We start from the raw sequence: 14,903 nt of genomic DNA, 5'->3' as shown, positions 1-14,903 counted from the left end.
AAATAAAAACACCGCCTTTTAGGCGGTGTTTTTATTTTCGGTATATTCTTATTCTTTCATTCCCCACCGCATTTAATGCTAAATCCTCCAATCATAATTAATCACTCCCGTCATTATTATGACGTAAACAGCATCAGTCAAATGCCATATCACCTTATTTTCTCTCACTAACCTTTCTCTTTTTCAGAGAAATAGCGTGTACGCAATACCTATTTCATAAAAATATTCATAACTAAATTGAATAAAATATAAATTTAAATTCAAAAAAATTGTTCATGATTATGATAATGTTAAAATTGAAAAATTTATATTGCTTTTATGTTTTGTGATGATTAATTATTAACCACCACAATGTTATCGATTAGATAAGGAGTTCTTATCATGCTTTGGCGTAATACCCCTTCGCGTTACGGCCATATCAGCATTCTTCTGCACTGGATTGCAGCATTAGTTATCTATGGGATGTTCGCTTTAGGACTATGGATGGTCACATTAGGATATTACGATACTTGGTATCACCGATCGCCAGAAATTCATAAAGCCGTCGGTATGCTGCTCTTTGCCATCATAATTTTTCGCGTAGTGTGGCGTTTTATCTCCCCCCCACCTGCACCGTTAAAAAGTTACTCTACATTAACTCGTGTCAGTGCAACGCTGGCGCATATCACACTTTATGTTGTGTTGTTCGGCATCCTCAGCAGTGGATATCTTATTTCCACTGCTGAAGGGCACCCTATCTCAGTTTTTGGCTGGTTTTCTATTCCGGCCACTATTAGCGGCTTGACGGATCAAGCCGATATCGCAGGTGACGTGCATCTTTATCTTGCATGGGCGGTTGTCGCTTTATCAGCGCTGCACGCTTTAGCCGCATTAAAACACCATTTTATCGATGGTGATAGCACGTTGAAACGGATGTTGGGTCGCAACGTCCCTTAACTTTCTGTACTTATGGAGAAAAATCAATGCTGAAGAAAACACTACTGAGCCTGACCGCTGTATCCATGCTTGCTTCTGCTGGCTCGGCCCTGGCAGCAGAATATAAGTTTGACAAGGAAGGCCAGCACGCGTTTATTGAATTCCGCATTAAGCACCTTGGTTATAGTTGGCTTTACGGTAGCTTTAACGACTTCGACGGCGCTTTTACCTTTGATGAGAAGAACCCATCTGCGGATAAAGTGAATGTCACCATCAACACCAACAGCGTAGATACTAACCACGCTGAGCGCGACAAGCATCTGCGCAGCGCAGAGTTTTTAAACGCATCTAAGCACCCGCAGGCAACGTTTGCTTCAACAGAAGTGAAGAAAGACGGTGAAGGTTACGATATTACCGGTAATCTGACCCTAAATGGCGTCACCAAGCCCGTTAAACTGGATGCCAAACTCATCGGTCAGGGGGATGACCCGTGGGGTAACTATCGTGCAGGGTTTCAGGCAGAAGGTACGATCAAGCTGAAAGACTTCAACATTACGACAGATTTAGGTCCTGCTTCACAGGATGTAGAACTGATTATTGCCGTTGAGGGTGTTCGCCAGAAATAAGGTTCCACCACGCATCTGACAGCAAAAAGCCCTTTCTTTTTGAAAGGGCTTTTATATTTACCACCGAGTCGTTAGCTATTCCGGTTTGTCTTTCGCTACAGGCGCTGGAATATGTAACGTTGACTGCAATAATCCTTTAGATTTATTGAAAATCTTCATTCCATTTTCACGCCCACTGCGTATTGCTCTTTGTTCTTCTAACGGAAGTTTCATTTCATCCTGACACTGCGAGCTACAACAGCCGCCATATTTTGCGGCGCAGTTCGGACATTGAATAAACAGAAGATGGCATCCTTCATTACGGCAATTAGTGTGACTATCACACGACGTACCACACTGATGGCAGTGTGCAATAACGTCATCAGATATACGCTCGCCCATACGTTCATCAAACACGAAATTTTTTCCGATAAACTTCAACGGTAGCCCTTTCGCCTTGGCCTGACGCGCATATTCAATAATACCGCCTTCTACGTGATACACATTCTTAAAGCCATGGTGCAACATATAGGCGCTGGCTTTTTCACAACGAATCCCGCCCGTGCAGTACATGACAATGTTTTTATCACGTGAGCCATCAAGCATATCCACAGCCATCGGTAACTGCTCACGAAAGGTATCCGACGGCACTTCCAGTGCATTCTCAAAATGTCCGACTTCATATTCATAGTGATTACGCATATCAACGAATACGGTATCAGGATCGTCGGCCATCGCATTAACCTGATCGGCTTTCAGATATTGCCCGACATTCGCCGGGTTAAATGTGGGATCGTCGATTCCATCAGCAACAATCCGTTCGCGTACTTTCATACGCAATACCCAGAAGGATTTCCCGTCATCTTCCAAAGCGATATTTAAGCGAATCTGATCGAGTGCCGGATGTGCGCTGAACAAGGTCGCTTTAAAGGCCTCGAACTGACTATTGGGTACGCTAATTTGTGCATTAATGCCTTCAGTTGCAATATATATGCGCCCAAAGACGTTATGCTGTTCAAGCTGGATATACAGACGATCGCGAAATGCTTTTGGATCATCAATCGTAAAATATTTATAGAAGGAAACTGTGGTACGCGGCTCGTTTTCCGCAAGCATACGCGCCTTCAGTTCCTCATTGGACACCCGGTTATGTAACACTGGCATGGTGTACGTTCCTGTCTTCATTGAGGTTAGTGAGCAACATTCACTGCCGAGTCGTAGCCTAGCATAGTGAATCGCCCGGCATCATACCTGATAGCGCCGAGGCTGTCAGGGCATGAAATGCATAGCGAAACGATAAAGAGTGATCTACCGTAAATAGATTACCCTTGAGCGTTCATGCAGCATCATCGAAGGATTTGTCATTATGAGTCAGCTTTTCTCCCCTGTATCTCTTGGTCAACTCAACCTGTCCAACCGAATCATCATCGCACCAATGTGCCAATATTCGGCCGAGAATGGCAAAGCGACAACCTGGCATACCATGCACTTAGGTAATCTGTCACATTCTGGCGCAGGACTGCTCATTATTGAGGCCACGGCAATCTCACCAGAAGGCAGAATTTCCCCGCATGACCTTGGGTTGTGGGATGATGCGACTGAACACGCGCTTGCTAGCGTGATCCGCTCCGTCAAAACCTATTCTGCCATGCCCCTTGGTATACAGTTGGGACACGCCGGGCGCAAAGCGTCAACGGGCGTTCCGTGGAGTGGGCGGGCATTCCTGCGTCCAGAGCAGGGAGGATGGCAGACTCTCGCGCCATCTGCCGTTCCTTATAATGCCAGCGATGATGAACCATTGGCGATGTCAGAACAGCACATCCGAACGCTCGTTGAATCCTTCGTTGACTCAGCAAAACGCGCAGACCGTTTGGGCTTTGATCTGATAGAGATTCACGCCGCTCATGGTTATTTACTGCATCAGTTCCTTTCACCGCTAACAAATCAGCGCACAGATAACTATGGCGGCTCACTTCAAAACCGGATGCGTCTGGTCATTGAAATTTACCGCGCAGTACGAGATGTTTTCCCTGCGCATAAAGCCGTCGGCGTGCGCATTTCTGCAACAGATGGGGTTGAAGGAGGCTGGGATCTAGAGCAGTCCGTACAGCTTAGTAAAGCACTACACGAGTTAGGTTGCGATTTCATCCATGTATCCAGCGGCGGACTCTCACCGTTACAGCAGATTCACCCGGCACCTAATTATCAGGTGCCCTATGCGCAAAGGATCAAACAAGAGGTTGGCATCACCACTATCGCCGTGGGGTTGATAACCGAGCCGGAACAGGCGGAAGCCATCGTTGCAACGGGTGAAGCAGACGCGATTGGGCTGGCTCGCGCTATACTTTTCGACCCACGCTGGCCATGGCATGCTGCCGCCAGACTAGGGGCTCATATATCTGCTCCCCCGCAGTACTGGCGCAGCGAACCGCGTTATGCCAGAGGCATTTTCAAACAATAATTAATACGCAGTTCGGGTGGGTGGGTCTGGTGGGGTCGTCCCTTTTCTATTGCACTACGCGTTATGCTACCAAAGCCCGAAAAAACACGTTCTGGATAGAATGCTATTAACGCTGCCTCTAGAATAGAAAGCAGTTAATAATATGGCAATAATTTGTTTTATTGGCGAATAACCGCAATAATCCGTCTTGTAGTTAACCATTAACTCGTTTTTTAACGGTTCGCGTGCTGACCCGTACCACAATGTTGATACTGAGACTATGACACAAATCCCTTCTTTTAATCGTTCATTACTACATCCACGCTACTGGCTCACCTGGGTGGGAATCGGTATCCTTTACCTTATCGTTTTACTTCCCTATCCCGTTATTTATCGTATCGGCCGCACTCTCGGCTATCTAGCGATGCGCCTGTTGCCGCAACGAGTCAAAATTGCCGCCCGCAACCTTGAACTGTGTTTTCCTGAGATGCCGCAAATTGAACGTGATGCGTTAGTCAGGAAAAATTTCGAATCTGTCGGCATGGGAGTGGTTGAAACAGGTATGGCCTGGTTTTGGCCGAATTGGCGTCTCGAACGCTGGTTTACGGTCACAGGCCTTGAGCACATACGCCCAGAGAATGAAAGAGAACAGGGTGTCCTACTCATCGGGCTGCATTTTTTAACGCTAGAGCTCGGCGCACGAGTTTTTGGCATGCACAACCCGGGTGTCGGCGTGTACCGTCCAAACGATAACAAGTTGATTGACTGGTTACAGACGTGGGGCAGACTGCGCTCCAACAAATCCATGATCGATCGAAAAGATCTTAAGGGCATGATACGCGCCCTCAAACAAGGTGACATCATCTGGTATGCCCCAGACCATGACTATGGCCCGCGCAGTAGCGTATTTGCCCCTCTGTTTGCCGTAGACACTGCGGCCACAACCCGCGGTAGCTATATGCTGATAAAAACAGCACGCCCGGTAATCATCCCTTTTGTACCGTGCCGATTGCCTGAAGGAAAAGGTTATGAACTGCGGATCCAGCCTGCTGAGCAAAGTGCGCCGGTAGACAGTGAAACCGTGACGGCAGCCTGGATGAATAAAGTTGTTGAAAAGAATATTCTGCTCGCACCGGATCAATACATGTGGCTGCATCGCCGTTTCAAAACCCGCCCAGAAGGCGAGCCATCCCTTTATTAACTCATTCAATTTCAGGGACAGTAGTCCCTTGTAAGAAGCGAAAAAAAAGCAACGGCGACTGCCGTTGCTTTATCTCTGACACTAACATTCTTTCACACTACACGCCGTTAGCCCTTGATATGAAGTATGGGAAGTTTTTGATAAGACTCAACCCATGCCGCATACGCTTCCGGCTTTTGCCACACGTGGTAGTGCAAGCGAGAGATCGTAACGGGATCGCTAAGCAGCGCCAGACGCTGATTATTGCTTACCTCTTCCGGTTTACGGCTCAAGGCATCACGTACATTCTGCTCACGCACGTCCTCAATCGCCTGACTGAACCGATGACGCGCCGTCGCCATTGCACTGGCAAGGGCGTTAACAGACGGATCGAAGACAGCCTGCATAAACCCGTTATCAAGCCTACGCTGGTGGTTCAATCGGCAATATTCATCCGTAGCAACCAGTTCACGCGGTGGATTGAACTCTTCCGGTATCATCAGCAGTTTCGCTCGTTTACAACCCAGCCCCAATACCGCTCGGCTTGAATAAACCGACACAAACGGCGACAGAATCAGTGAGAAGACAATCGGCGACAGCCACCACAAGAAGCGCAGATCCAACCATGCCATGCCAATCGCCCAAACCAGCCCGAGAATCAACTGGGAACCGTGGCGCACAAATGCCTCACTCCATGGTGTCGCATCATCGTCACGCTGCGGAGAATTCCACTGCACTGACCAACCGAGGAACGCGCTGACAACAAACACCGTGTGGAACAACATACGAACCGGTGCCAGTAGAACCGAGAACAGCATTTCCAGCAGTAGGGAAAGGAATACCCGGAAAGCGCCGCCGTACTCTTTTGCGCCTTTTGCCCACACCAGAATCACGCTCAACAGCTTTGGCAGGAACAGCAGGACCAATGTTGTAGAGAAGAGTGCGATAGCCAGTTCTGGCCGCCACTGTGGCCAAACAGGGAACAGTTGTCGCGGCTGTAAGAAGTACTGAGGTTCCATCAGCGTATGCACAACCTGCAACGCAGTAGAGAGCACAAGGAACATAAACCACAGCGGTGCCGACAGATAAGACATCACGCCAGTCAGGAAAACGGCACGGTGAACCGGATGCATCCCCTTAACCAGGAACAACCGGAAATTCATCAGGTTGCCATGACACCAGCGGCGGTCACGTTTCAGTTCATCCAACAGGTTAGGCGGCAGCTCTTCATAACTTCCCGGTAGATCATATGCGATCCAAACCCCCCACCCGGCACGACGCATCAGCGCCGCCTCAACGAAATCGTGAGAAAGGATCGCTCCGGCGAATGAACCTTCACCCGGCAACGGAGCTAGCGCACAGTGCTCGATGAACGGTTTAACCCGGATAATCGCGTTATGTCCCCAGTAATGCGATTCACCCAATTGCCAAAAATGCAGACCGGCGGTGAACAACGGGCCGTAAACACGTGTCGCAAACTGCTGGCAGCGCGCATACAGCGTATCCATGCCCGAAGCTTTCGGCGAGGACTGGATGATACCGGCGTTCGGGTTCGCTTCCATCAGTCTGACCAAAGAACTCAGACATTCGCCGCTCATGACGCTATCGGCATCCAGAATCACCATGTAGCTGTATTGGTTACCCCAGCGACGGCAGAAATCATCGATATTGCCGCTCTTACGCTTAACACGGCGACGGCGACGGCGATAGAAAATGCGCCCTGCTCCACCGACATCACGACACAGCTCCATCCAGGCTTTTTGCTCAGCAACACAGATATCGGGATCGTTACTGTCGCTCAGGACGTAAATATCAAAATGTTCAAGATTGCCCGTCGCTTCAACCGATTCATACGTTGCACGTAACCCCGCAAACACACGTTCTACGTCTTCGTTACAAATCGGCATGATCAATGCCGTGCGATGCTCTGGATTCAGGGCTTCGTCACCCACAGTCGTGGAAGAGATACTGTATTTATCCCGACCGATAAGCAGTTGCAGGAACCCCATCAGCGCCGTCCAGAACCCGGCCGATACCCAGCAGAACAGCACCGCAAACAAAACGAGTATCCCGCTTTGTAGCACATAAGGCAGCAGTTGCATCAGTGAGCGCGTCCAAGGCTGACCCGCCATTTCAAACGGATCGATCAGCGCCCAGCCCTGATAAGGCAGGATGGTTTTCATGTACCAGGTTGCAATTGCCGTCTGGAACAGCGTCAGCGCCAGCAGGATATAGCGGCGGATGGTTCCCACCAGACGCCAGCGATTTTCGGATATTTTCTCTTCCGGGCTATAATGAGGACGAGGTGGCACAGTCCGACCTAACAAGCTTTCCCACCAGCGAATCAGCGGGTTAGTCCGCCAAACGTCGGGGAACATCGAAGCGCGGGTAATGACAGGCATCGCTTTTAATGCCGTCCGTCCTTCTCTGTCTGTGCCGAGTTGCTTACCATTGTCCAAACCACCAGACCAAGCCACGTCAAGACGTGCCTCCACGGAATGCAGCGCAACATCATCCTCGGCCTGAACATTAATCTGATTACCTTCAGGCCGGCTACCTTCAGACAAAGCCTGATGCAAAACGGCCTGATCGTTCCAGGCCGCTTGCGGTAACTTTTCACGAAGAACCTCTGCCTGCTCGGCAGGCAGAGGAAGTTTCTCAATATAATCGAGAGAAGAAGTTGACTTATTCATTAGCAGGTAGCTGATTGCTCCAGGTTTCAGTCAATGTCGTCTCGCCATTAACCAACGCAGCCCTCATTTCGATCGGCTGTTTCGCATCTTTCACACGCAAACGCAGCGTCAGACGCCAGCCATGAGTTACTGGGTTATAGCGAACATTATTTTCTACAATCTCGCCGTTGTCGCCAATACTGACCTGAGAGGCTACCGGAGCGTTCTCATCCAACTCTTTTAAATTCGGTCCAACGAAATCCACAATATAAGCGATCGTGCCATCAGGCTGGCGGATCAGGTTAGATTGTTTGACGTCACCGGCAGAACGGCGAGTTTGTTGAACATAGGCAACATCTGGGGAATGCAGTTGATCTTCATCGCGCGTAAAGTGCAGACGATATTTGATATCCAGTGGTTTGCCCGTTTCCGGCAACACATCAGGGGTCCAGAAAGCAACGATGTTGTCATTGGTTTCATCCGCAGTAGGGATTTCCACCAGTTCAACTTTTCCTTTACCCCATTCGCCTTTCGGTTCAACCCAACCACTTGGGCGTAAATCGTAGCGGTCATCAAGATCTTCATAGGCAGCGAAATCACGGCCGCGTTGCAGCAGACCAAACCCTTTCGGATTTTCTACCGCATAGGTACTCACGGATAGATGCTTCGGATTATTCAGCGGACGCCAAATCCATTCACCATTACCAGCATGAATTGACAAACCGTTAGAGTCGTTCAGCGCCGGACGGTAGTTCAGCGTCGGGGACGGTTGGTTCGGCCCAAATAGATACATACTAGTCAGTGGAGCAATACCCAGTTTGCCCACCTTATCACGCAGGAAGACCCTAGCCTGCACGTCTACTACACTGTCACGGCCGGGATAGACGGTAAAGCGGTAAGCCCCAGCGGCACGTGGAGAATCCAGCAGTGCATAAATAACCAGATGCTTATCATTCGGCTTTGGACGTTCAATCCAGAATTCGCGGAAACGAGGGAATTCTTCGCCGGAAGGCAACGCGGTATCGATAGCCAAGCCACGGGCAGACAAACCATAGATCTGGCCTTTGCCTACCACACGGAAGTAGCTGGCACCCAGCATGCTGACGATTTCATCGTTCTTATCTGCTTTATTGATTGGATAGAGAACTTTAAAACCCGCAAAGCCGAGATTTTTAACCGCGTCAGCATCGTGGTTAACGGAACCAAAATCAAAATACTCAGGCGAGTATTTAATCTCATCAACCGTTGTCGCCGTGACTTCATTAACTTTCACCGGGGTATCGAAATACATCCCCTGATGGTAAAACTGTAGCTTGAAGGGTGTCTGTACATTATTCCAGTATGACTTATCGTTATTGAAACGAATTTGCTGGTAGTCCGCAAACTTCATATCACGGAATTGCGCGGGAAGATTACTTTTCGGCGCTTCAAAACCCTTTTGTGCCAGCTTTTCAGCCTGCTGTGCCACATCATCAATAGAGAATGCCCAAGCAGGCACTGCGCTTACAGACAGCATAATAGCGGCGGACAGCCAGCGAAGGCTAGCAACCCGCTGTTTAAACCCAAATTTATTATCCAGCACAGCTCCCCCTGTTGGTGTGCTTCAATCAACTAAAATCCATATTAATGGATAAGTTAGCTTTCCTACAACTTGATAAAGATATTGTTCATCATAATAGGCTAGCGTTTAAACAAAGAGAACGCTAAAGCACGATAAATCGGGTTGTAAAATGGAAAACAGCCACGGACTATAGCGAATATCGATCTATACGGGCGTAGGATTATTCCGTTTAAGTCTGCACCACCTTCTATGACTCCACCGATAAAAATCGGAACGTGTGGCTACGCTAACACACATATAGCCTAAAGCATGACTGGCATAAACATTTGTGTAACAAAGCAAGGCCAAGTAAAGTATCCCTCTTGGCTGAACCCGGTATTGTTAAATTAAGACTGCTATGCTTTTGTCCGCACTACGACGGCGAAGTTTCCCAGCCTGGGTTGGCATCTTCGCTATTTTGACCATCTTCATTGCACCAGTGATTTCACAGACACTGGTACCTCGCGGGCATGGACTTTATGAAGATGGCACAACCGCACATAGCACGACCCCACACGGTAGATCCGGGCATGATATAACCGCGCCTGCCAGTGACAGCGGCGCTATCGCTGAGCAGCATCACTCCCATACTGGACACACGGTGTCCGGGCATCACGCGACGCCATCACACCATTCCTCCTCATCTCCGTCCATGATGATGGATCATGCCGCTTGTGGTTATTGTGCCCTTTTTGCGTATACACCAGCGCTGTTCGCAACGGGCTCACCTAATCCCATATTGACAGCGTCCTTATCCGAAGCGCTAGCCATACATTTTATTTCCCGGATTGCTCTTCCCGATCGTTACGCCTCTCCTGTGGTGCGCGCCCCGCCGTTCTGAATCCTGCATTGCCATGCCTGCGGGCATTTATAACGCATCGCGCCATCCTCTTTCCGGTATGGTGTTTGAGCATTTTTCTGCTAAATGATTTTAGAGGGTTTTATGTCACACCCTAATCAGGCATCAGCCACTGCTGCCGCTTCTGGTGCGCGCCCAACCAGCGAGACTGCGTCGGATAAGCACATAATAGATAATATATCGCCGCGAGCCGCAATCGTTGCCCTGTTGATTCGGCTGCACTTTTATATTGGTATTTTTGTCGGTCCTTTTATTTTCGTCGCAGCCCTGACAGGAACGCTGTACGTCCTAACGCCGCAGATTGAAAATCGGCTGTATTCACACCAGCTTTTCACCGAAAGCCAAGGTACGCCGCACTCACTGGCAGAGCAAATTCATGCTGCGCAGGCGGAGCTTGCACATCATCAGGGAGCCAAACTGCTTGCGATACGCCCTGCCCCAGACGTCGGAGAAACCACTCGCGTCATGTTTGCCTTACCGGAATTGGGGCCATCGGAAAGTCGTGCGGTTTTCATCGATCCCGTTTCGCTGGAAAATCGCGGTAGTGAGATTGTCTATGGCACCAGCGGTATTCTGCCATTTCGTACCTGGCTTGATTACCTGCATCGTGGGCTGCTGTTAGGCGATGTCGGGCGTAATTACAGCGAGCTGGCAGCATCCTGGCTGTGGGTTGCAGCCTTGGGTGGCATCGTCATCTGGTGGTCAACCCGACAGATGACCTCAGCAGGCAAACGGCGGAAATTGAAAAATAGCCAGACGACAGCGGCGAAAACGCAGCGCCTACGTCATTGGCACGCCACGATGGGACTCAGTCTCGTACTTGGTTTGCTCTTTTTCTCCGTAACAGGGTTAACCTGGTCGCAGTGGGCAGGAAGCAATATCTCTGTCGCACGCACCGCTTTAGGGTGGCAAACCCCATCGGTAAAAACCCAGTTGCCCGCACCGATGTCTCACCACGACATGATGCACGGCCACGATATGACGATGACTACGGATGAACATGCGGAGCACCATGCATCAATGCCAATGGGGGATGTTGATGCCTATCCAGCAGCGTTATTTGATGAGGTGCTTATTGCCGCACGTCATGCGGGGATTGACGCCAATAAAATCGAAATTCGCCCCGCAACCAAGCCACACCGCGCCTGGACCGTCAGTGAAATCGACCGTTCCTGGCCAACGCAGGTTGATGCCGTGTCGGTTAATCCAGATACGTTGAATATCGTGGATAAAACCGATTTCAACACTTTCCCGCTTGCCGCCAAACTCACCCGTTGGGGGGTGGATGCACATATGGGTGTGTTATTCGGTTTGCCAAATCAATTGATTCTCGCGGCATTTGGGCTTGGGCTCTGTGCAATGATTGTGTGGGGTTATCGGATGTGGTGGATACGTCGTCCAAAATCTCGTCATAGCGTGAATCCAGTCAACACACTGACGGCAGCATTGTTAGTGATTCCTGTCTTTCAGCGAGTGCTCATTGTACTTATCACACTACTACTGGCAGTGAGTTTACCGGTCATGGGAATCAGCCTGCTCATCTTCCTGCTAATTGACACGGTTCGGTGGTCTATGAGCCATCCCAAGCAGGCTATCGTCAAACGCTGATTTCTTCGTGGGTATCCTCGCTCGACCCAGCAAAAAAACCGCCATTGTGCAACACAATGGCGGTCAATCAGCAATACACAATTAGCGACAAAGGATTAGAACGTAGTCCAGTCAGCCAAATCGCCTTTAGCAGGCGTTTTTTCTGCGCGATTATTTTTAGGTGCAGCCAGGGCAGGCGTTTCTACTTTTCTCGTTAACGCAGCACTTTTATAAGATGCGCCAAGGTTGAATACGCTGACCGTACGCGCGAGGCTATTTGCCTGATCCTGCAAAGAGAGAGCCGCAGCCGCAGACTCTTCAACCAACGCCGCATTTTGCTGGGTTGTGGTATCAATCTGCCCAACGGCCAAATTAATTTGATTGATACCATCACTTTGCTCACGACTGGCCTGCGCAATTTCACTGATAATTCCTGTTACGCCCTGCACGTTCGCCACCAGTGAATTCATCGTGATGCCGGTTTCTTCCACCAGTCCCATACCATCCTGCACTTTCTTAAACGAATCATCGATAAGTTCTTTAATTTCTTTTGCCGCCGTAGCACTTCGTTGAGCCAGTGCACGTACCTCAGTGGCGACAACGGCAAACCCTCGACCCTGCTCACCCGCACGCGCCGCTTCAACGGCCGCATTCAGTGCCAAAATGTTGGTTTGGAAGGCAATGCCATCAATCACACCGATAATTTCCGCCATACGCTGCGACGAATCACGAATGCCGCGCATCTCCTGCGTTACCGTTTCCATCATCGCGCCACTTTTCTTCACCGTTGCAGAAGCGCCAGCCGCAAGATCTGTCGCCTGCGTCGTATTATCTGCGGTATTTCTTATCGTTGACGTTAATTGTTCCATCGATGAGGCTGTTTCTTCCAGCGAACTTGCCTGTTCTTCCGTTCTGGCAGATAAATCCTGATTTCCCGCGGCAATTTGCGATGCCGCACTGGAGATCGTTTCAGCACCATCACGCACCTGACTGACGATCTGCCTCAGACTACCGTTCATATTATTCAAGGCGGATAGCAACTGACCTGTTTCATCTTTGCGATCGGTATAAATTTCAGAGGTCAGATCGCCTTTCGCGACATTTTCGGCAATAACGAGAGCTTCTTGTAGCGGTTGGGTTACGCTACGGGTAATCAATGAAGCAATAATCAACCCAGCCAACGCACTAATTAAAATGATCGTGGCAAGCACCATCAGCGCATTTTTATAGCTGTCACTCACTTCTTGCGCTGAGGATGACATCTTATCATCCTGTATATCGATGAATTCCTTTACTTTTCTGGTGTATTTCTCTTGAGTAACACGTGTTACATTGAAATATTCTTCAGCAGCCGCATCCGTATTCCCAGCAGAGACCAGTGAAGAAAGCTTATTCGCTGAACCAAGAAAATCGCGTCGGATGTCGCCGATATCGCGCAGTACCGTAACAGATTTATCGTCATTAACGGATTGATTTAAATATTCCATGAGTTCAGATATCTTTCCTGAACGCTCTTTGTTCAACGCAAACTGTTTATTGATTTCACTTTCTGATTTAAGTAATAACAACAGTTGCTGATTGTTGAGGTAACCATTTAGCTCATCAATGAGTGTATTGCTCTTGACGGTTAATGGGTAGTTTTGAGAAACGATATCATCCATTTTCTGATGAAAATCACTTAGCTTTGAAATTGCAACGCTGCCAATTATCAGAAGCATTAATACCAGAAAAGAAAACCCTGCTCCTAATCGATATCCTATACGCCAGTTGGACAAACCCATTAACATCTCCTTAACTAATGTTTTCTATCTGCATAAAAATATATAATTTGAAAATTAATATTTATTAATAAATGCAGATAATCCCAATACTCTTTTTCATAACAAAAAACACACATCCCTAAACAGATCGTTTATATTCTTTGGTAAGAAATACAAACAATATGCTGGTTGATATGTTCATCAAACCACACGCATCGTGGCGTAGCCGAATTGATCTAACCCGTTGCAGTACGCGGCACTAAAGCCCTACACCTGCAGACGGTAGAAAATTCATCATCCTTTCCACTTCATCTTTCAGTACGTTTTTCCGTACCATAGTCTGACGCTTGCATACCGCCCATCTCCCATAAAATCCAAGTGAATCACCGTCACTAAAATTAGGGTTGAATAGCAACGGCAAATACCAATACAAGTCAGAACAAATCTTCCATACGCCGAAGGCGGTATCGGCGTTTTTTAGATAATCTTTATATTTTCTAACTTATGGTATTCATATCTATTTAATCGATCATTTTACATAAATCTATCTACTTATAAGATATAAGTATTTTAAACAGACAGGAATATTGCATTTAGGATGTAACAATTAAATCAAAAACAAATAATAACAATTTGTCATAGATTTAAATAAATAACACTTGGATTTATATTATGTTACGGACGGGAAAGAGGAGGTAAACGCATGATACGAAATAAACTTATTTCCAATAACATTCAATTTCCATAAAAGCATCACACGTTGGGTAAAAAATTCACCCAGCCACTTTTTCATCAAGATAGCTGGGTGATTTAATGTTGTTGTTTTCGTTTATGCTACCCAGAGAACCTGGTTATATTCCAGCATCACTTTTTCTTGGAAGTTACTTTGGATTTACCTTTCAGCAATTCCCGAAGTTTCTTGAGTTCTTTTTGCGTCAGTGGCGCTTCGGTACCCACCTCTTCAGTACCCTGGCTGTCCACCGATTCAGACGACAGGTCAGAGGTTAGGTGGCTTTCATCAAAGCTCCGTAGTAAACGAGCACTGACTTCCGCACTGATTGATACTTCGTTTTCCAAAGCTGCAGCTTTGATTTTTTCTTTCAGCTCTGGGGAAATTTTCAGGGACAGGCTAGATATCTCACTCATTTTATTACCTTTCTCATGGGGTAAAAGAGTAACCTATGATACCCAGTCAGTAATGTCCATACTGAAATAAAAATTTAATATTTCTGTCACAAAAATAACCACGTCAATTCATTAGCAAGGGGATTATTATTTCGCTATT

General features: G+C 47.9%; 11 protein-coding genes. 6 read left to right on the top strand and 5 right to left on the bottom strand.

The annotated features are described in order from the left end of the window. The first annotated feature begins 381 nt into the window (after positions 1 to 381). Both A8F97_RS04535 and A8F97_RS04530 read left to right on the top strand, forming a co-directional pair. Positions 382 to 936 carry a cytochrome b gene (locus tag A8F97_RS04535; RefSeq protein WP_033071686.1) on the top strand — a complete coding sequence of 185 codons (555 nt, stop codon included), beginning with the start codon at positions 382 to 384 and terminating at the stop codon, positions 934 to 936. Between the two features lie 29 nt (positions 937 to 965). Further along, entirely contained in the window at positions 966 to 1,541 is a 576-nt protein-coding gene (locus tag A8F97_RS04530; RefSeq protein ID WP_025918602.1) for a YceI family protein, read from the top strand. Between the two features lie 75 nt (positions 1,542 to 1,616). Here the strand turns inward: A8F97_RS04530 and trhO are convergent, their stop codons facing one another. Continuing rightward, a complete protein-coding gene (gene trhO / locus A8F97_RS04525; protein ID WP_033071687.1) occupies positions 1,617 to 2,684 on the bottom strand; it encodes an oxygen-dependent tRNA uridine(34) hydroxylase TrhO in 1,068 nt (355 codons plus the stop codon). A 202-nt stretch (positions 2,685 to 2,886) separates the two neighbouring features. On the opposite strand from trhO, the gene A8F97_RS04520 reads away from it, so the two are divergent. Next, a complete protein-coding gene (locus A8F97_RS04520; protein ID WP_033071688.1) occupies positions 2,887 to 3,981 on the top strand; it encodes an NADH:flavin oxidoreductase/NADH oxidase in 1,095 nt (364 codons plus the stop codon). Between the two features lie 259 nt (positions 3,982 to 4,240). Then, complete coding sequence (locus A8F97_RS04515) at positions 4,241 to 5,161, top strand: Kdo(2)-lipid IV(A) acyltransferase (RefSeq protein ID WP_014700432.1); 921 nt, start codon at positions 4,241 to 4,243, stop codon at positions 5,159 to 5,161. A 107-nt stretch (positions 5,162 to 5,268) separates the two neighbouring features. Here the strand turns inward: A8F97_RS04515 and mdoH are convergent, their stop codons facing one another. Continuing rightward, entirely contained in the window at positions 5,269 to 7,833 is a 2,565-nt protein-coding gene (mdoH, locus tag A8F97_RS04510; protein WP_033071689.1) for a glucans biosynthesis glucosyltransferase MdoH, read from the bottom strand. Then, positions 7,826 to 9,328, bottom strand: coding sequence for a glucan biosynthesis protein G (locus A8F97_RS04505; RefSeq protein WP_095522174.1), 1,503 nt, complete (start codon positions 9,326 to 9,328; stop codon positions 7,826 to 7,828). The genes mdoH and A8F97_RS04505 overlap by 8 nt, the downstream gene beginning before the upstream one ends. Before the next feature lie 442 nt (positions 9,329 to 9,770). On the opposite strand from A8F97_RS04505, the gene A8F97_RS22950 reads away from it, so the two are divergent. Beyond that, the gene (locus A8F97_RS22950; protein ID WP_082218633.1) at positions 9,771 to 10,253 is read left to right on the top strand and encodes a DUF2946 domain-containing protein; all 483 of its coding nucleotides are present in this window, start codon (positions 9,771 to 9,773) and stop codon (positions 10,251 to 10,253) included. 102 nt (positions 10,254 to 10,355) lie between these two features. Continuing rightward, entirely contained in the window at positions 10,356 to 11,879 is a 1,524-nt protein-coding gene (locus A8F97_RS04500; protein ID WP_033071690.1) for a PepSY-associated TM helix domain-containing protein, read from the top strand. Positions 11,880 to 11,974: 95 nt separating this feature from the next. Here the strand turns inward: A8F97_RS04500 and A8F97_RS04495 are convergent, their stop codons facing one another. Beyond that, on the bottom strand, positions 11,975 to 13,639 hold the full coding sequence (locus A8F97_RS04495) for a methyl-accepting chemotaxis protein (protein ID WP_033071691.1): 1,665 nt from the start codon (positions 13,637 to 13,639) through the stop codon (positions 11,975 to 11,977). Between the two features lie 843 nt (positions 13,640 to 14,482). Then, entirely contained in the window at positions 14,483 to 14,764 is a 282-nt protein-coding gene (locus A8F97_RS04490) for a hypothetical protein (protein WP_015730755.1), read from the bottom strand. Between the last annotated feature and the right edge of the window lie 139 nt (positions 14,765 to 14,903).

The sequence above is a fragment of the Pectobacterium parmentieri genome (genome assembly GCF_001742145.1).
GTDB lineage: Bacteria > Pseudomonadota > Gammaproteobacteria > Enterobacterales > Enterobacteriaceae > Pectobacterium > Pectobacterium parmentieri.
This window is presented reverse-complemented; position numbering and strand designations above follow the sequence as displayed.

Bases quoted from the DNA above. Each gene is read 5' to 3' on its own strand.
- A8F97_RS04535 (WP_033071686.1), top strand. From the start codon at position 382: ATGCTTTGGCGTAATACCCCTTCGCGTTACGGCCATATCAGCATTCTT.
- trhO (WP_033071687.1), bottom strand. From the start codon at position 2,684: ATGCCAGTGTTACATAACCGGGTGTCCAATGAGGAACTGAAGGCGCGT.
- A8F97_RS04520 (WP_033071688.1), top strand. From the start codon at position 2,887: ATGAGTCAGCTTTTCTCCCCTGTATCTCTTGGTCAACTCAACCTGTCC.
- A8F97_RS04515 (WP_014700432.1), top strand. From the start codon at position 4,241: ATGACACAAATCCCTTCTTTTAATCGTTCATTACTACATCCACGCTAC.
- mdoH (WP_033071689.1), bottom strand. From the start codon at position 7,833: ATGAATAAGTCAACTTCTTCTCTCGATTATATTGAGAAACTTCCTCTG.
- A8F97_RS04505 (WP_095522174.1), bottom strand. From the start codon at position 9,328: ATGCTGTCTGTAAGCGCAGTGCCTGCTTGGGCATTCTCTATTGATGAT.
- A8F97_RS22950 (WP_082218633.1), top strand. From the start codon at position 9,771: ATGCTTTTGTCCGCACTACGACGGCGAAGTTTCCCAGCCTGGGTTGGC.
- A8F97_RS04500 (WP_033071690.1), top strand. From the start codon at position 10,356: ATGTCACACCCTAATCAGGCATCAGCCACTGCTGCCGCTTCTGGTGCG.
- A8F97_RS04495 (WP_033071691.1), bottom strand. From the start codon at position 13,639: ATGGGTTTGTCCAACTGGCGTATAGGATATCGATTAGGAGCAGGGTTT.
- A8F97_RS04490 (WP_015730755.1), bottom strand. From the start codon at position 14,764: ATGAGTGAGATATCTAGCCTGTCCCTGAAAATTTCCCCAGAGCTGAAA.